13 protein-coding genes are annotated in these 18343 nt (G+C 46.7%); 9 read left to right on the top strand and 4 right to left on the bottom strand.

The window, feature by feature from the left end:
- The first annotated feature begins 436 nt into the window (after positions 1-436).
- The 6 genes from LFX25_RS13675 to LFX25_RS13700 are packed head-to-tail and all read left to right on the top strand — an operon-like array spanning position 437 to position 11081.
- On the top strand, positions 437-2224 hold the full coding sequence (locus LFX25_RS13675; protein ID WP_238731604.1) for a CoA-transferase: 1788 nt from the start codon (positions 437-439) through the stop codon (positions 2222-2224).
- 33 nt (positions 2225-2257) lie between these two features.
- Positions 2258-3232: a ketoacyl-ACP synthase III gene (locus tag LFX25_RS13680; RefSeq protein ID WP_238730733.1), complete on the top strand. Its 975-nt coding sequence runs from the start codon at positions 2258-2260 to the stop codon at positions 3230-3232.
- A gap of 24 nt (positions 3233-3256) precedes the next feature.
- Positions 3257-8611, top strand: coding sequence for an AAA family ATPase (locus tag LFX25_RS13685; RefSeq protein WP_238730734.1), 5355 nt, complete (start codon positions 3257-3259; stop codon positions 8609-8611).
- 37 nt (positions 8612-8648) lie between these two features.
- Positions 8649-9203, top strand: coding sequence for a SiaB family protein kinase (locus LFX25_RS13690; RefSeq protein ID WP_238730735.1), 555 nt, complete (start codon positions 8649-8651; stop codon positions 9201-9203).
- A gap of 2 nt (positions 9204-9205) precedes the next feature.
- Positions 9206-9580: a DUF1987 domain-containing protein gene (locus LFX25_RS13695; protein ID WP_118956256.1), complete on the top strand. Its 375-nt coding sequence runs from the start codon at positions 9206-9208 to the stop codon at positions 9578-9580.
- Positions 9581-9605: 25 nt separating this feature from the next.
- A complete protein-coding gene (locus LFX25_RS13700; protein WP_238730736.1) occupies positions 9606-11081 on the top strand; it encodes an adenylate/guanylate cyclase domain-containing protein in 1476 nt (491 codons plus the stop codon).
- A gap of 278 nt (positions 11082-11359) precedes the next feature.
- On the opposite strand, the gene LFX25_RS13705 is transcribed toward LFX25_RS13700, so the two are convergent.
- The 3 genes from LFX25_RS13705 to LFX25_RS13715 all read right to left on the bottom strand — a co-directional run bounded on the left by LFX25_RS13705 (position 11360) and on the right by LFX25_RS13715 (position 13805).
- On the bottom strand, positions 11360-11818 hold the full coding sequence (locus tag LFX25_RS13705; protein ID WP_238730737.1) for a VOC family protein: 459 nt from the start codon (positions 11816-11818) through the stop codon (positions 11360-11362).
- A gap of 150 nt (positions 11819-11968) precedes the next feature.
- A complete protein-coding gene (locus LFX25_RS13710; protein ID WP_238730738.1) occupies positions 11969-12517 on the bottom strand; it encodes a DUF1564 domain-containing protein in 549 nt (182 codons plus the stop codon).
- A gap of 205 nt (positions 12518-12722) precedes the next feature.
- A complete protein-coding gene (locus tag LFX25_RS13715; protein WP_238730739.1) occupies positions 12723-13805 on the bottom strand; it encodes an endonuclease/exonuclease/phosphatase family protein in 1083 nt (360 codons plus the stop codon).
- Between the two features lie 131 nt (positions 13806-13936).
- Here LFX25_RS13715 and LFX25_RS13720 point away from each other — a divergent pair, with 131 nt between their 5' ends.
- Positions 13937-14947, top strand: coding sequence for a hypothetical protein (locus tag LFX25_RS13720; protein WP_238730740.1), 1011 nt, complete (start codon positions 13937-13939; stop codon positions 14945-14947).
- 89 nt (positions 14948-15036) lie between these two features.
- Here LFX25_RS13720 and LFX25_RS13725 read toward each other — a convergent pair whose 3' ends face one another.
- Entirely contained in the window at positions 15037-15984 is a 948-nt protein-coding gene (locus tag LFX25_RS13725) for an alpha/beta hydrolase (protein ID WP_238730741.1), read from the bottom strand.
- A 262-nt stretch (positions 15985-16246) separates the two neighbouring features.
- Here LFX25_RS13725 and LFX25_RS13730 point away from each other — a divergent pair, with 262 nt between their 5' ends.
- Positions 16247-17635, top strand: coding sequence for an MFS transporter (locus LFX25_RS13730; RefSeq protein ID WP_238730742.1), 1389 nt, complete (start codon positions 16247-16249; stop codon positions 17633-17635).
- The gene (gene mtnC, locus LFX25_RS13735) at positions 17636-18340 is read left to right on the top strand and encodes an acireductone synthase (protein ID WP_238730743.1); all 705 of its coding nucleotides are present in this window, start codon (positions 17636-17638) and stop codon (positions 18338-18340) included.
- The last annotated feature ends 3 nt before the right edge of the window (positions 18341-18343 follow it).

An 18343-nucleotide genomic window follows, 5' to 3' on the forward strand; every position in this document is an offset into this window, starting at 1 on the left:
GGGAAATTCGAAGACGACGGAAATAAATTTCCTTCTCATTATAATTTCGGATTTCGAAAGGCCCGTCTTGAAGTGAAATTCCCGTTTGTGTTTTCGAAAGCCTCGCTCCGGAATTTTTTTTCTTCGAGACGAACGGAAGAATTCTCCCGTTGTCGACGAGTTTCTTTTTTGAGAAGACGCCGTTTTTAAATTGTTCGGTAAAAAGTTCTTGCTAGAGCACATTCTTGAAAGAAGATCTTTCACCATTGCCGTGCGTCACGATCTACGCGCTGTTTGTCGAAAAACGGATCGTATAAAAATATTCAGAAGTTCGAAAAAAGGGAACATTTCCGGTTGTGATTTTTCCCTTTTTCTCGTATGCGGATCGGAAGGCGAAAACGATCCGAACGGATGACAAAGAACTCATAACGTACGCTGATCGGAAACCTTGGAATCATTGGAAGCAAATACGAAGATCTTTAACGACCCGGACGGGATGATCCGGGAAATCGTGCGTCCGGGCATGCACTTGCATCTTTCCGCAACCATGTCCAGACCCAACGCTCTCATCTATTCTCTCGCACGTTGTTTTCAAAACACGAATCCGGAGTTCGTCATCAGTATGGCGGGAATTCATTCCAGCGCACACGCCCTTACGATCGCGAAAATCGTTAAGCGAATGATCACCGGTTTTGCGGGGGACAACTATCCGAAACCCTCGCCTAATTCATTATATTCTAATTTACTCGAAGGATCTCCGTTCGAACTGGAGCTTTGGTCCCTGCTCAGCATCGTTCAAAGATTGATGGCGGGCGCGATGCGTCTTCCCGGTTTTATCACGAACTCGCTTTTGGGAAGCGATCTCATTCTAGACAAACTCGGAAAAACGGCGTTCTTGTTTCCCGATCCGCAAAACCGTTCGGCGGGTCCGAACGGTTCTACCGCGGAAAACTACAGAGGAAAACGCGGAGTCGATCTCGCTTATATTCTTCCCTTAAACCCGGACTTCACTTTGATCCACGCGGTCGTCGGCGACGAAGAAGGAAATCTCGTTCTTTGTCCTCCGAGCGGAGAAGGATACTGGGGAGCTCTTGCCGCAACCAAAGGAGTCGTCGCGACGGTGGAAAAGATCGTTCCGAAAGGAACGATTCCCCCCGAACTCGTTACGATTCCGGGCAATCGGGTCACGGCGATTTCCGTCGCGGAATTCGGCGCACATCCTCAATCTTTGCGCGTTTATAATCTTCCGGGAGTTTCCGCATTCGAAGGTCTTTCCACGTATCTCGACGACTACGAGTTTCAGATCGAGGCCAACGAAGCGGCCAACGTTCCTTCCCGCGCCGAAAAATGGTACTCGGATTTCGTAAACATCGAAGGCGGTCATAAGGAATATCTGGATCGTCTCGGAAGCACACGACTCAGAAAGTTAAAACAGATTCCCGAAGAAAACAAAGCGGTCAAACTCGAAGATCCGAAAACGGTCAACGACTCGGAGCAGATGATCATTCTTGCGGCGAGAGCGATTCAGGAATACGTCAAACTCAAAGGTTACAAAACGATTCTCGCGGGAATCGGTGCGGCTCATATTTCCGCATGGACAGCGGCCCGCTTTCTCGAACAGGAAGGAATTTCCGTAAAGGTCATCACGGAACTCGGCTTCTATTCGATGAAACCTCATACGGGAGACGTTTTTCTTTTCAGTCAATTGCATACGAAAGAATGTACGATGCTTTCCGACATCACGAGCATCTTAGGCACGGTCGTTCCCGATCATTGTCTCGGAGTGTTAGGAGCGGCGGAAGTGGATTGGTTCGGCAACATCAACTCCACGAAAACCGCAAAGGGAAAATTTCTTGTGGGTTCGGGAGGCGCGAACGACATCGCTGCCGTTGCGGATTGTATCGTAGTCGCGAAAGCGAACCGCGGAAGATTCGTAAAACACGTAAACTACATCACTTCGGTCGGAGATCGAGTAATGGAAGCGGTTTGTCAGTTCGGAAGATTCCAAAGAAAACCGAACTCGGATCACGTGTTTGAATTCTCCCATTGGATCGCTCCTCCTTCGGACGAGGAGATGGAACCGGAAGAAGCGGTGCTACGTTTTACTTCCTGGCTTCCGCCGGACGAGGACGTCCCTCTCAAAAACGAACCTCCCGTAACCGCGGAAGAACTTACTGTTTTGAGGGAATTGGATCCGGAAAAGATTTACATAGAACAATTTATGGTATATACAAGACTTCCATAATAAAATGAAATTTGAATTTACTAGAGGACCCTTATGAGCGGAAAAAATCTAACGTCGAACGGAGTAAGAATCACCGGATTCGGTCATTACTTTCCCGAACAGATCGTGACTAACGAAGAGATCCGCTCGCGGTTGAAATTTCCGGAAATGCATCCGGCAGAAAAAGCCGTCATCGGAAACATCGGAGTCAACGAAAGAAGAAGGGCGAACGAAAAAGAAACGGCCATGTATATGGCGGCGCAAGTCGCCGAAATGGCGCTGAAGGACGCGGGTAAAAAACCGGAGGAGGTGGATCTTTACATTCTCGCGAACTGGACCGATCGTTATTATCTACCCGATCTCGCGCCTCAGGCGTCCAAACTTTCCGGAACAAAAAACGCACTCGCTTTCGACGTAAGCACCGCCTGCACGGGATTCGTTCACGGAGTTCAAACCGCTTCCGCGTATTTGGGTTCGGGCAAATTTAAGAACGCGCTCGTGATCGGAAGCGAACGGTTTTCCGTAAGAACGCGCATGGGCGGTTATGGAGAATTCACGGCGGGAGACGCGGCGGCGGGAGTTTTTCTCGAACATACGGGTGATCCAAATTTCGGAATCATCGATTCCTTTCTGCAGGACGACGGGGATTTGGCCGGGATCATCGTAACCGGACCGCCGCCGCAGAGTTACGTGAAAAGTTATCCGGAACTAGTGACCAACGCGGCGGATCTTACTCTCAAATCGATGGATCTTCTGTTGGAAAAAAACGGACTGACCGTAGACGACATCGATTGGGTCGTTCCTCATCCGGGAACGGACGTGGTCGTTCAGGACGTTCTCAAGCGGACCAAGTTTCCGAGGGAAAAAATCCTGATGAACTTCGAACGAGTGGGAAACACTTCCGCCGCTTCGATCCCCATCGTATTATCAGAATATTATTATAAAGGAAAGTTTAAAAAAGGAGATTTATTCCTCACACCCGCCGTCGGAGGCGGATTTTATTGGGGAGGACTCTTGTTCCGTCTTTGAACGGGATCGGGGCAATCGAACTATATGAAAATAAACGGTTACGAATTAAAAGAAAGAATGAACGCGGATTCGTCCACGGAGGTTTACAAAGCCGTCCGAACGAAGGACGGGGCCGACGTGGTGATCAAATATATTCCGATCCTCGACGAACTGCATCCGGCGGTCGTCAACTTGCGGAACGAATACGAAATTCTCAATTATCTCGCTTCCGAAAAAATGATCCACGCCTTCGGAATGGAGAAGATTCCGGAAGGATTCACCTTGATTTTGGAGTTCGTTCCCGGTGCGACGCTCAAACATTTTTCCCAAAAAAAACCGGTAAACCTGAAGGACTTTTTTAAGATCGCGATCGACCTCGCCGAAAAGCTCGGGGAAATCCATAATAAAAAGGTAATACACAAGGATTTAAAACCGGACAATATCATTTTCAATCCGGCAAACGAACTCTTACGGATCGTGGACTTCGGAATTTCCACTCGACTTTCCAAGGAAGAAACCTCCTGGTCCAATCCGAACCGGTTGGAAGGAAGCATTCATTACGTTTCTCCCGAACAAACCGGAAGAATGAACCGTTCCGTGGATTACAGAAGCGATTTCTATTCTTTGGGAGTAACGTTCTACGAACTTCTTACGGGCAAACTTCCGTTCGAAAGCGAAGATCTTTTGGAGCTCGTTCACTTTCATCTCGCAAAGTCGCCGATCGAACCGCGCAAACTCCGCAACGAAATTCCGGAAGCGCTTTCTCATGTCGTATTAAAACTTCTTTCCAAAACCGCGGAAGACAGATATCAAACCTCGGAAGGGCTCAAAGCCGATCTCGAAACGATCCGGGACAAATGGCTGGAATCCGGAGACGCGCCCGCCTTCCCTCTAGGCTCCAAGGATTATTCCAACGAATTCAAAATTCCTCAAAAACTCTACGGAAGAGAGGAATACATCGCGGCGTTGTTAAGCGAATTCAAACGCGTAACCGATACGGGGAGAACGAGCGTCGTTCTGATCGCGGGTTATTCCGGCGTCGGAAAATCCTCTCTCGTAAAGGAGATCAATAAACCCCTCACGGAATCGAAGGGATATTTCATTTCCGGAAAATTCGATCAATACAACCGGAACGTTCCGTTCAGCGCGATCATTCAAGTGTTCTCCAACCTCATAGAACAGATTCTCACCGAATCTCCCGAACGCATCGAGGAATGGAAAAATCTAATTCACGACACGTTAGGCGTCAACGGAAAGGTGATGACCGACGTGTTGCCGGAACTCGAGTTCATCATCGGCGAACAGGCGCCCGTAACCGAACTCGGTCCGCAGGAAAACGCGAACAGATTCTATTTGGTATTTCAAAATTTCATCAAAATCTTCGCGAACGCGGAACATCCTCTCGCGATCTTTTTGGACGATTTGCAGTGGGCGGACACCCCTTCCCTCGAACTCGTGAAGAACTTAATCGAGGACGTATCCGTAAATTATCTTTTCCTAATGTTAGCCTATAGGGATAACGAAGTCGATTCGACCCATCCGTTTTCGACTCTCGTAACGGGTTTGGAAAAGGAAGGATTTCGCTTGGACAAAATTCTTCTAAAGCCCTTGAGTCTGGAGAACGTAAACGAACTTCTTTCCGACAGTTTACGCAGACCCAAGGACGAGACGCAGAGTTTCGCGGAAATCGTTTATTCGAAAACGAGAGGAAATCCGTTCTTTATCAACGAGCTTTTAAAACAACTCTCCAAAGAGGAAATCATCTCGTATCAAAAAGGAAGCTCCACGATTTCCGGAAAGTGGATCTGGAATCTCGAAAAGATCAAAAAGACGGATATTTCGGATAACGTAGTCGAACTTCTCGTGCGAAGAATCAAAAAACTCGCTCCGCGCACGCAGGAAACTCTGAAACTCGCGTCCTGTATCGGAAGCAACTTCGATCTCGGAATCCAATCCAAAATTCTCGGAGCGACATTGAAGGAAACCATGGCCGCGCTGATGGAAACCATGGAAGAGGAATTGATCGTTCCGATCGGAGACAACTATCGATTGGTCGATTCGATGGAGGAAATCGAAGACAACCGGGAAAAGAATTTCCAAACCGCCAAATCGATTCAATTCCGTTTTCAACACGACCGGGTGCAGCAGGCGAGCTACGAACTTCTGGACGAGAACCAGAAACAATCCGTTCGACTTCAGATCGGAAGAATTCTTCTCGAGAACCTGAACGAAAAATCCCTGGAAGATTCCATCTTCGACGTGGTCAACCACTTGAACACCGGTTCGGCTCTCATTCAGGATAATTTAGAAAAACGTAAATTATTACAATTGAATCTTCAAGCCGCGCAAAAGGCGAAACTCTCCGCCGCATACAAACCGGCAAAGGCGTATTCCGAAAAATCGAGAGAACTTCTATTCTCCCTTCCCGAAGCGGGCAAAGGAGACAAGGAACTCTGGAACAAGGAATACGAACTCTGTTACGCGGTTCACAAGGAGCTCGCTGAAGTCTTGTATCTCAACGGAAATTTCGAGGAATCGCAGGAGATCATTCAGATTCTTCTGAAACAATCCAAAACTCCCGTGGAACAGGCGGAAGCGTATAACCTTCTCATGATCGAATACTCCGCGCAGGGAAAATACGATCTCGCGATGCCGACCGTCATCAAAGCTCTCAAACCTCTCGGAATCGAAATCCCCACTTCCAACTTCGATAAGGTGGTCGACAAGGAAATCGAAGAAGCGAAGAAGAATCTCAAGAACAGAAGCGTAACGGCGCTGTTAGACGAGCCTCTGATGACCGACCCGAATCATATCTGGGCGGTCAATCTTTTGATCAGCGCAATTCCGATGGCATACAACAAGGAACCCGCCCTCTTCCCCGTCATCTGTTTGAAGATGGCGAACCTGCTGATGAAGTACGGGAATCTTTCCGATTCGTACGGATATTCCTGTTACGGAATGGTTCTTGTGGGAAAACTCGCCGACTACAAAGGGGCTTACGACTTCTGCGAACTCGCGGTGAAACTCAGCGAAAAACACATGAACTCCGGCGGTTATACGAAAGCCGCGAACATTCTAGCGAATTACTCTTCTTCGTTCGTAAAACATCTGAAATTTTCGGAAGAGGTAAACATCAAGTGCGTTCAGTCCGCGTTGGATTCGGGGGAATTTCTGCACGGAAGTTACGCCGCGATGAACGATGCGTCTAACGTGATGTTTCAAGGGAAGAATCTCGAGATTCTCAAACCGAAGATCAATCAACTTCTCAAGTTCGTACGCAAGGTGAAGAACAACCTCGCCATCGACACGATCCTCGGAACGACCTTGATTCTTTCCAACCTCAGAGGAGAAACCGGAAGTCATCTGGACTTTTCCTCCGCCGAATATCAGGAGAAGGAATACATCGATCTCTGCAACGATCATCAGAGCCCGGCTCCGATCGTTACTTTCAAGGTGATGAAGGTCCGTTCCCTTTTGATGTACGGAGAATATCAACTCGCCCTTCAGGAAGCCGAAGAAGCGAACGGAATGATTCTCTATCTCGGAGGTCAATACGGCCCGCTCGAACACAACTTTTTATATTCGCTCGCGCTCGCGGCGAATTACAAAAAGGTTTCTCCCGATCGCAAAAAGGAATACTTAAAAAAGATCCGCGAGAATCAGAAACAACTACTAACGTTAGCCGAAAGCTGTCCGGAAAACTTCTATCACAAATATCTTCTCGTGGACGCGGAGCTTGCAAGACTCGAATACAAAAACTGGAAGGCGGCAAGGACGTATGAAGCGGCGATCCGCGAGGCCAGAAAAAACGAATTCCAAAACGACGAGGCACTCGCCTGCGAGATCGCCGCGATGTTCTGGCTTTCCAAGGGAAGCGTCAAGATCGCGGGAGAATTCGTCAACGAAGCGTATCACCGTTACGGACTTTGGGGCGCGAACCTCAAACAAAGCATGCTCAAGTCCAAGTTTCCTGAATTCATCCGCGAACGGGGAACCGGAACGTTACGCACACATCGAACGATTTCCAGCACGACCGCGGCCGCTACGGAAGTTTACTCGGGCCAAACTCTCGATCTTCAGTCGGTCTTAAAAAGTTCGACGGCGATTTCCGGAGAGATCAAACTGGAAAATCTTCTCGATAAACTGATGAAGATCGTAATCGAGAACGCGGGCGCTCAACGCGGAGTTCTTATTCTGAAAAAAGAAGGAAGACTCTACGTGGAAGCCGAAGGTTCGATTTCCAAGGACGACGTCGAAGTATTGACCGGCATTCCTCTCGGCAACAGCAAAAATCTTCCGATCTCCCTCATCTATTACGTGGAGCGGACCAAGGAGAATCTGGTTTTGCGAAACGCGAACCAGGACGAGAAGTTTAACAAAGACGAATATATCAAAAATTCCAAAACGAAATCGGTTCTCTGCGCGCCGGTGATCAAACAAGGGGAGATTTCCGGGATTTTATATCTTGAAAACAATCTTTCGGAAGGGGCGTTCACTTCGGACCGGCTTCAGATCATGAACATTCTTTCCTCGCAAGCGGCGATCTCCATCGATAACGCGTTACTCTACGCGAACATGGAGGAAAAAGTAAGGGAGAGGACGAGGGAATTGGCGCAGGCCAACGCGGACCTGGGACTGAAGAACCAGCACATCACGGATAGTATTCAATATTCTTTGAATATTCAACAAGCGATTCTTCCTTCCGAAGATCTACTTGCAAAGAATCTAAATGAGCAATTCGTATTATTCAGACCCAAGGACATCGTATCGGGCGACTTCTATTGGTTCAGTAAAAAAGAAGGATCAATTTTTCTTGCGGCGGTCGATTGTACTGGACACGGAGTCCCCGGTGCATTAATGTCAATGATAGGAAACACTTTACTCAACCAGATCGTAAATGAGGCGGGGATCAAAGACCCGGGCAAGGTTTTGGAACATTTAAACCGAAATGTTCGCCAAGCCTTAAAGCAGGATACCATGGATGCCAACTCGGTGGACGGCATGGACGTCTGCTTCTGCAGAATCGACGGTGATAAAGTTCTGTTCGCCGGCGCCAAAAGACCGCTCTACTTCTCAAAGGGTGATATGATCGAAGAGATCAAAGGCGACAGACATTCGATCGGCGGACGACAAAAAGAAGATTCCAGAACGTACACCACGCACGAAGTAAAACTGGAAAAGGGAAAACCGACCATGTTTTATCTCGCGACGGACGGTTATATGGATCAGCCGAATCCTCAAAGACAGAGGATCGCGAGCAAAGGATTGATCTCTTATCTGCAAAGCGTCTTGTCTCTGCCCGCGCCGGAACAGAAAGAGCGCTTAGCCGCCTTTTTAGACGGCCATCAAGCGGGGGAAGCTCAGAGAGATGACATAACTTTGATCGGTTTTAGAACCTGATCCGGGAAACGAAACTATAGGAGCATGTTAAAAAGAAATGATGGAAAACAAGTCCGTAGACCTGTTTAAGCAGTATAAAGAGGCCTGCGATTATCAATTAATTGTTTCCTTTAAAGGGCGTCTCTCGCAAGAAGTCCTGACGGAATTCGGTTCGATGATCCGGACGTCCCTGAGTGCGGAGTCGAAAATTAAAAAAATCTTCGCGGTTTTCATCGAACTCGCACAGAATATGCTACACTATTCTGCGGAAAGAAAAGCTCTCGAAGACGGCAGAGAGGGCGGCGTCGGCATCATCATGGTCGACGAAAAATCGATTGGCTATAATGTTTCGTCCGGGAACCTTGTACTAAACGACAAAATAGAATCCCTGAAAGCCAAATGCGAAAAAATAAATTCTATGTCGAGGGATGAGTTAAAAACTTATTACCAACAGCAGTTGCGCTCGGATAGACCTGACGACAGCAAAGGCGCGGGAGTCGGTTTGATCGATATCGCTAGAAAGTCCGACGGACCGCTTACATATAATATCTCGCCGGTGGACGATAAACATTCGTTCTTTACACTTTCTGCATACTTTACAAAGGAAAATTGAGAATGGAATCATTACACATTCAACAAACAAAAACTTCTCCGGAGGTTATTTTAGACACAGAGAAGGGAGTGGTTGAAATCATCGGAGAATCCTATCCCGAAAACGCGATCGCCTTTTACAAACCCGTATTCGATTGGCTGAACGCGGCGATGGGATCGAAGGCATCGATTCAAGTGAAATTTCAGTTGGATTATTTCAATACGAGTTCGTCTAAAGTGATCATGGATATTCTGGATTCTCTTCAGAAGTATCACGATCAGAGCGGCAAGGTCAAGATACTTTGGTTGTACAAAGAGGACGACGACGATATGCAGGAAACCGGAGAGGAATTCTCCTCGGATCTTTCCCTGCCGTTCGAATTAAAATCCTATAAATAAAACGGCTCGGTAATCGAAACCACGCATGGAACCAGCATCTTCAGCTCAGAAGGACTTTAATTCCTTTTTCGAAAACGAATTTCAGTTGTTAAACGAAGTCAATGGAACCCTCGACAGGAAAGAATCCCTAGGCAAAGAGGAAGTTTTCGAAGAGCTGAAGAAACTCGGAGAAGCCTACGAATCCCTTTTAAAACAATCCTCGAAGCTGATGAAAATCGGGGATTCCACGCAGAACCGTCTGATCAAAACACAGACGGAATTGCAGGACTCCAATCAAAGACTCGTATCTTCTTATCAGAACCTCAAGCAGTTGAGCGAAATCGGTCAGATGATTACCGCGAGTTTAGAACCGAAGATCATTCTGACTTCCGTTTACGAGAACACGAAGTCCATGGTATCGATGGACATCCTCGCATTCGGTATCATTGAAGAAGGCAAAAACGAAATCAAATATAAGTTCAGCTTGATCGAAGGTCGTTATACTCCGGCTCCTTCGGTGGATTCCCTCGCGGAGGAGAATCCTTCCTCGTTCTGTTATCACAACAATCAGGAACTCATCACCAACGATCTCGAAAAAGATTTTCCGCAATACGTTTCCACGATCCAAAAACACTTCGGAGAAAAGACGAGTTCGGTAGTCTATCTTCCGTTGAAGGTGGAGGAACGTTTCATCGGAATGCTTACAATCCAAAGCTACGAGAAAAACGCGTTCAACGAAAATCAGCTCAGCATCTTGAGAACTCTAGCGAACTACGTAGCGATCGGGGTGGATAACGCGGACGCATATAAGACGCTTTCCAAGAGAAACCGGGAACTCAAGGATTCATTGGAAAAAATCAATATGTTAAACGAAGGTTTGGAAAAGGAAAGACAGAAGTCGGAAAGCCTTCTTCTGAACATTCTCCCGAAGACGATCGCCGAACGATTGAAAGGCGGAGAAGGCGTGATCGCGGATTACATTCCGACTTCCACGGTCTTATTCGCGGACATCGTCGGTTTTTCCAAACTTTCCACCCAGATCCCCACTCCCAACCAGCTCGTTGAAATCCTGAATCAGATCTTCACCTGTTTCGACGAGATCGCGAGCAAATACAAACTCGAAAAGATCAAAACCATCGGGGATTGTTATATGATGGCGGGCGGAATTCCGAACGCAACGCCGGACCACGCGGAAAAAATCGCGTTAGCCGGAATCGATATGATCCGAGGATTGAAGGATCTTCAGAAGTCGTGGAAATACGAGTTTAATATCAGAATCGGGATTCACACCGGCGACGTAGTCGCCGGTGTGATCGGTAAAAATAAATTCGTATACGACTTGTGGGGCGATTCGGTAAATACCGCTTCCAGAATGGAATCGCACGGAGAACCGGGAAAGATCAATTGTTCCGAAGCGACCTACAACGCACTCAAAGATTTATTCACATTCGAAGATCGCGGAATCATCGAAGTCAAAGGAAAGGGTCCGATGAGAACCTTTTTTCTTTTAGGCAAAAAGTAACCGCTTTCTGTTTTTCTAATATTTGAAAATTCGAACGTCCTCTGAGGCCGCACGCGGTTTTTCTATCGGAATACGTCTCAAGCTCGAGACAATCTTCGGCTGAATTTTTGTGGAGAACCGCGTGAGCGATCGAAGCGGGGTCAACAAATTGGCTTTCTAAAAATCGAATATTCAAAAAAAGAAAATTTCAATTTGTTGACCGGAGCTGAGAGCGCGGCCGCGTTTTGTTCGCTTCCGTCTCTTTAATTGAAACGAAAGCCGCGGCACGCCCGTAAATTTTAGGCGAGAGCTTGGATTACGTCGGCGGGAGCCTGAACGAGTTCGACGAGAACTCCTTCGGAACAATACGGAAATTCTTCGTTTCCTTTAGGATGAATGAAACATACGTCGTATCCCGCTGCGCCTTTGCGGATTCCGCCCGGAGTGAAACGGACTCCTTTGGCGGTGAGCCATTCGACCGCTTTATGAATGTCGTCAACCCAAAGGCCGATGTGATTGAGTTTCGGTTCGTGAACCTTGGGGCTTTTGTTGACGTCGATCGGCTGCATGATGTCGACTTCTACCGCAAATGCGCCCTTACCCATTCTGAGAATATCTTCGTCGACGTTTTCTTTTTCACTCTTGAACGTTCCCGTTTTTTCGAGTCCGAGTATGTCGACCCAAAATGTTTCGAGTTTCTTTTTGTCTTCGCCGCCGACCGCGATTTGCTGAATTCCTAATATTTTAAAAGGTCTCATAAGCTTTCCGTTCCGTAAAATGCGATCCCATTTTTCTTCCGAACATCGCTTGTGAATATGGGATCTTCATCCAGAGAATTCTTTGCAATTTCTTTGGCAACTTCAATCTGAGCTTAGTACTTTAGGGAGAATGTCGAGAAGGTTTTTGTATTAGGACGGCGCGGTCCGGAACCAATCGCGATAATCTAAAACGTAAAAACTGTCCTCCGGTTCGCATTGTAAGAGCCTTGAAACGCGATTATTGAGCAGGTCGAGGTCCAGGATATAACTGTATTTTCTGTGAAATGTTGGACCTCCTTCATTCATAGTTTGCACAATAGAATTCCCGATTTCGTTTTCTTCCAACCACAGAAGATAATTAAACAGAAAACAGCGCGAAACCCCATGAGCCTGCGCCAGAGTCCCGAACAAAGTCCAGCTACCGGTGCTCAGTCGAACATTGATCCGTTTCATCTTTTCCTTCCCCGGACTCGGTTGATACAAAGTCCGACCAGCCTTTTTTCCAAGTCTCTTTGTCGCCGTCAGAAATTTACCGTATCTTCTCAACAGCTCCGGAATTCGTTTGGGAAGATTCCTACGGTCGCGTTCAGGATAACGCAACAAAACGGCTTCAGGAATCAGCAAGGTCACAACGTTCGTATTACTTTCCTGAAGCCGAGAATCGATTCGATGATCGGAGTATAGCAACAGTACGCCCATGCCTCCAACGGTTCCGCAGAAAGAATTCCAGGGCAAACAACCGCTTGAAAAAACCAAAAACGATAAAAAAATACGAAACGACTAAAAAAACAGACATACTCAACCTTCTGCGCTCAAATAACGCCCGTCCCTATCCGCCAACCTAGCCCGGCAGTCGTAGGTTCAAAAAAATCTCCTTCGCATCGAAGAAGGTCAAGCTAAGTCGTCATTTCTTCAAAAGATATGTTCCGATCATAGGAAAATGATCGGACACAGTCCAAAGAATCTCGCCTTGATCCACTCGATAACTTGTCTGTTTCAAATTGGATGAGTAGAAAATATAATCGATCGTTCGATCCGGTTTTCCGATCGCAGGATCGTTCGAATAATGCGTATAATACTTCGACTTTTCCGGTCCATTCAAAATATTGAATGGAACAGAAGAATTCCATTTATCAAACAGAGGTTTGATTTCCTGTTCATCCGAATAAAAGAACGCGCCGTTCGGGTGCATGGACTTACGATCGAATCCGGGAGGAAGCAAATTGAAGTCCCCGCCTAACACCCAATAATGACCCGCAAGATCCAGCTCCTTCAAAAGCCCCGCGATCGTTTCGACTTGCCTGTGCATCGTATCCGTTCCTTGCGAGAACGCATCAAGATGGGTGTTCAAAACTGTGAACTTATCCCCGCCTTCCACCGGAAAATCATTTTGAAGAATCGCCCTTTTTAAACCGAACTGAGTCGAAACCGGATCCGCCGGCATCAAAGGAAGAGAATGACGAATCCCGTCGGAAATTTTATATTTACTGATCGTCGCGAGTTTCATTCCGACGCTTCCCAAAATCTTAGGATGAGGAACGAATAACGACTTCCAATAAAAAGCCTCGCTTGAACAGGCGTAAGCAGGACCGATTTGCGAAAGAATTCTTTCCAATTGATCCTCTTGGAACGTATTCTTTGCGCCGTCATGTAACTCCTGAAACAGAATCACATCCGGATTTTCGGCGCGAACGGTTTCGGTGATTTTTTTGAGCGTCGATTCGATTTCTTCACGGGATGGGCCGGTGTCGGGTCCGTCCCCGTTCGGAACGTCGTACCAAAACACTCGTTTCTTTCCCGCAAGATATTGAACATTCCAGACGAGAATCTTGATCTTAGAATCCGCCTTTAATAGCGGAGCGTTTTCGTTGCATACAACGTCCGCGGGTTGAGCCTGATCGGGGTGAAACGTGATCGAGTAGATCAGAATCAGAAGAGAACCGAATAGGATTCCCAATATCGCTAATATTCTTCGCAACCAACCCATTTTAATCTCCTAAGGAACGTCTAAACGGAAAAAATCACCGTTTCGGAGAGAATCACGTTACGGGAAGAAAAGTGAGTGTAAAGGATTTTCTTTTTGAATAGGCAGAATAAAAATGACCTTAGAGCCCTGAGATGAAAAATATAATTACGATTCTATTCTCCCTTTTACTGATACAAACCTCCGTCTATTCGGAAGAACTGGAGCTGAAAATACGGATCAAAAACGGAACCACCGGTCAAGAAGGAAGCATCGAATCCCTTCGTATTATCGCACTCCAACAAGGAATGATTCCGATCAAGGAAATCGGCCCCTCCCGCGGCTCTTTCGTCGTTTCTAAACTCACCGTTCCCGATCAGACTCCGATTCTTCTTCAGGCGAAATACGGCGGAGTCAATTACAACAAGATGGTTCCTCCCGTCCCCGTTATGCGCTCTGGAGTTCAGGAAATCATCGTCTACGAAAAGACAAGAGATAAATCCCTCGTAAGAACGAGATCCGCGATGCAGATCTCGAGAGGCCGCGATTTTCTCAGAGTATTTAAGATTTTCCTAATATCCAACAACACGATTCCTCCTAAAAGTTATCAGGACGAGCAGAATCCGTTCGAAATTTTCGTCCCATCCGAAGCGACCGAGATCGCGGGGCAGCTCACTCAGGGAGAATCCAGAATGGCGATTCCTCTTTCTCTCCAAGACGGACCGAACGGTAAACTTTTGGACAGAGCTATTCTTCCCGGAAGTTCCGAATTACAAATTTCTTATACGATTCCGGCGAATAATCTTTCCACAGTGACTTTTAAGGATAGAATGCTTGCCGAGAAGGAAGAAGGTTACAGAGCCGTTTTTTCCAAACCGCAAGATATGGAAGTTTCCTTTATCGGCGCGGCTAAACAGGAAAGGATTCAAGAAGACGTTCCTTCCGATATGAAGGCGTTTAAGATCGGTTATCCCTCTCCTCGTTACGAAGTTTCGATTTCCGTATCGGGTGGAAATCCGGTCGCAGACGTGGAGACGGAACGGGTCAACCGTAAGATCGAAAACGGAACCTGGTTTCCGACCACCGAACGTTCGTTACTCGGATTGGTTGCCATCTTGGGATTTCTATTCACACTTTCCTTTATTTTTATCTATAGAAAAGAGTAATCGGCGAATTTCCCGCGCGCGCTTCGCGCGCGCGTCTTTCAATCCATTCTAAAATACGAATTCCCTAAAACCCGAAAAATCCCGAGTCCTCAAACGGCGGTTTTCTTCTTATTGGAAGCGGAATCCTTCTGTTTCTTCTTCATTTTCAGGGAAGAATTCTTCTCCTCGCCGGGAGATTTTTCCCGAAGGATCGTATCCAAAAACGCCTGAATATCGCCGAGAACCTCGTCTCTGTGTTCCGGAAATTCATTCATGATTTCATGATACAAACCCGGATAAATCTTCATTCTTTTGTTTCGATAAATTAGATTTTTATAAAGTTCCATGGAACCGTTCACATCGATTAGGCCGTCCTCTTGACCGTGAAGAATCAAAACAGGGCAACGGATCACGTTCGCCTTTTTAATTAGCTTCGGTCCTAATTCCAAAAGTTCGGTCCCCATCCTGAGAGAAACCTTGCCGTGAACCAATGGATCTTGCTTATATGCTTCGATCACATCCGGATCATGCGAAAGAAAATGAAGATCCAATTCCGCGTCAACAAGCGTAGCGGGAGAAATCCTGCTTAAAAAACCGCCCACGAACTTCTTCAGTTTCTTTTGAAAGTCCATCCTTACTTTAAGCGCCGGAGAACCTAAAATCAATCCCAGAATGTTATCCTGATTGATTCCTTCCTGCGCGTAACGAAGCACGACCGCTCCACCGAGAGAATGACCCAAAAGAAAAAACCGGTCCCTTTGTTCCCTCTTTAAAACCTCGTTCGCAAAATCGGAAAGATCCCTTACGTATAAATCGAAGGAGTCCGCGTGACCTCGCTTTCCTTCCGAATTCCCGTGACCTCTCATATCGAAGGAATAGAAGTTGATGTCGCTTTTCGCAAAATAACGAAGCAGGTTCGCATAACGCCCGCTATGTTCTCCGAAACCGTGATGAAAGATCATCACTCGGTTTGCGTTCGGTTTTGTCCAAGATTGACAATATAACTTTGATTTATCGGAACTGGAGAGAATGTAGAATTCTTTGTGATGAAAGGTCATTGCGAAATCCGATTTGTTTGGAAGAAAAGAATCATTAAAATCATAGGGGTCAACTAAATATTCTAAAACAGATTAAAAACGGAATATTTTCATCGTTAAACGCTTTTGAAATAAAACGGATCGTTTTCTATGTCTCGTTACGAACGCTCGAACGGGGGATCGAATTCTAAAATCGGATTTAAAGTTTCCTTGAGTTTTCGTCCGCGTTCCCCATTGTTTGAATTCGTTTCTAAAAAGAATTATACATCGGATCGGAGAGAATATGGAAAAAAGACCTTCGGAAAAAAGCCTTCTTCGCTTTTTCGGATTGGGAGAATTGGCGAACCACGGATGGAACGCGATTTTGGCGTTCTGGATGATTATGGGAATGGCTTTCTTCCTATTCGCGGATCAAAATCTCATCGCACCGAACCTGAAAAACATCGGTGCCTCTTTCGGACTCAACAGCCAGGAAGAAGTGGATTGGTATATCGGCGGCGTAATTCCGATTTTATTCTTCATCTTAGGCGGGGCCGTATCGGTGAGCATGGGCTACCTTTCGCAAAAGTATTCCCGCAAAATGCTCATCCTATTCTCCGTATTTCTGGGAGAAGTCCCCTGTTTTCTTTCCGGATTCGCGACGAGTTACCCCGAGTTCGTGATTTATAGAACCTTAACCGGATTCGGGCTCGGAGGAATTTTTCCGCTCCTGTTTACAGTTCTCGGCGATTACTTTTCGGATAAATCCAGATCCACCGCCGCCGCTTACGTTTCGCTTTCGATGGGAATCGGACTCGGCGTAGGTCAGCTTTTCGGAGGAATTTTAGGGAACGCAGACCCGATCAACGGATGGAGAACCAGCTTTATTTATCTTTCCATTCCTTCCTTTTTCTTTGCGCTCATCTATTGGATCTTTTGCAAGGAACCGATTCGAGGCGGCGGAGAATCGGAATGGGCAGGAATCGCCGAAAAATTTCCCGAGGAAAGTTTTCATCTTCGTTGGAGCGACGTACGGCTTCTCTTTCAAAACAAAACGAACATAGGGATCTTTTTACAGGGAATTCCGGGCTGTGTTCCGTGGGGAGTGTTCTTCGTGTTCTTAGTCGACTACTACGAAACTTCCTATCATCTCGACAAGGCAACGGCGACGATGCTTCTCACTTATGCCGCGATCGGCGTTTTTGCGGGAACTTTTTTCGGAGGAATCATCGGACAAAAAATCTACAACCGCAACAAACGGCTTCTTCCGATTTTTTGCATGTCGAGTATTCTCATCGGGATTCTTCCGTGCATTTATCTTTTAAAAGCGGACAATATCGCCGGCTCTGGATTGTTCATCATCGTCAACATCCTTACCGGATTCATCATCTCCGTAACGGGACCGAACGTCAGAGCTACATTGATTAACGTGAATATTCCAAAAAATAGAAGTAGTATGTTCGCTCTCTACAACCTAACGGACGACCTCGGAAAAGGACTCGGCCCCGCGATGAGCGCCGTGATTTTGGGTTTGACTCCGGGAGACAGATCGCTCGGACTTTCAATCTCGGTTTTATTTTGGGTTCCTTGCGCGCTTTCCTGGCTGATCGTTCTGAAAAATTTCGAGAAAGACGAGAAAGACGTCCATGAATACCTGGTAGCGGAAGCCGAAAAAATCAGAGGGGCCGCGTAATTGAATATAAAGGAATTCGATTTATATCTATTCGATATCGAAGGAACCACGACTCCCATCGAGTTCGTACATAAGGTTCTGTTTCCGTACTCGGTCGGGAAGTTCGACGAGTTCTTCCGGTCGAATTCTTTGGAGAAAGAATGGGTCGAAAAACTTCTTGAAGAAGGAAAAAACGATCCGACTTACAAGGGGAAGATCGACGATTCTCCCCAAAGTTTAAGCGATTACTGCAAACATCTCGTGAGCGTGGATCGTAAAAGCGGTCCTCTCAAAGAGATTCAAGGGAGAATTTGGAAACAAGGCTACGAAAGCGGCGAATTGAAAAGTTCCATGTTCGAAGACGTGTCCGATTTTTTAAACCGAATTCAAACCGCGGGCAAACGCGCCGCCGTATATTCTTCCGGAAGCGTTCAAGCGCAGAAGTTAATTTTCGAATATTCAAATTCCGGCAACTTGACCGGATATTTTTCCGGTTATTTCGATACGGCCGTCGGAGGCAAACGGGAATCTTCGAGTTATACGAAGATCGCCGAACAACTGAAGATCACACCCGAAAAAATCCTATTCTTTACCGATATCAAAGAGGAGGCGGACGCCGCCGTGGAAGCCAGGCTCAAGGCGGCGGTTCTGGAACGTCCTGGCAGCAACGCGCAAGCGGCACATTCTCACCCGAGAATTCCCTCATTTCAAAATCTGAATCCTTAATGT

The sequence above is a fragment of the Leptospira sanjuanensis genome (genome assembly GCF_022267325.1).
Lineage (GTDB): Bacteria > Spirochaetota > Leptospiria > Leptospirales > Leptospiraceae > Leptospira > Leptospira sanjuanensis.

Excerpts from the sequence above, each read along its gene's own strand:
- LFX25_RS13690 (WP_238730735.1), top strand. The coding sequence starts at position 8,649 with ATGATGGAAAACAAGTCCGTAGACCTGTTTAAGCAGTATAAAGAGGCC.
- LFX25_RS13725 (WP_238730741.1), bottom strand. The coding sequence starts at position 15,984 with ATGACCTTTCATCACAAAGAATTCTACATTCTCTCCAGTTCCGATAAA.
- LFX25_RS13705 (WP_238730737.1), bottom strand. The coding sequence starts at position 11,818 with ATGAGACCTTTTAAAATATTAGGAATTCAGCAAATCGCGGTCGGCGGC.
- LFX25_RS13730 (WP_238730742.1), top strand. The coding sequence starts at position 16,247 with ATGGAAAAAAGACCTTCGGAAAAAAGCCTTCTTCGCTTTTTCGGATTG.
- LFX25_RS13710 (WP_238730738.1), bottom strand. The coding sequence starts at position 12,517 with ATGGGCGTACTGTTGCTATACTCCGATCATCGAATCGATTCTCGGCTT.
- LFX25_RS13685 (WP_238730734.1), top strand. The coding sequence starts at position 3,257 with ATGAAAATAAACGGTTACGAATTAAAAGAAAGAATGAACGCGGATTCG.
- LFX25_RS13700 (WP_238730736.1), top strand. The coding sequence starts at position 9,606 with ATGGAACCAGCATCTTCAGCTCAGAAGGACTTTAATTCCTTTTTCGAA.
- LFX25_RS13695 (WP_118956256.1), top strand. The coding sequence starts at position 9,206 with ATGGAATCATTACACATTCAACAAACAAAAACTTCTCCGGAGGTTATT.
- LFX25_RS13680 (WP_238730733.1), top strand. The coding sequence starts at position 2,258 with ATGAGCGGAAAAAATCTAACGTCGAACGGAGTAAGAATCACCGGATTC.
- LFX25_RS13720 (WP_238730740.1), top strand. The coding sequence starts at position 13,937 with ATGAAAAATATAATTACGATTCTATTCTCCCTTTTACTGATACAAACC.
- LFX25_RS13715 (WP_238730739.1), bottom strand. The coding sequence starts at position 13,805 with ATGGGTTGGTTGCGAAGAATATTAGCGATATTGGGAATCCTATTCGGT.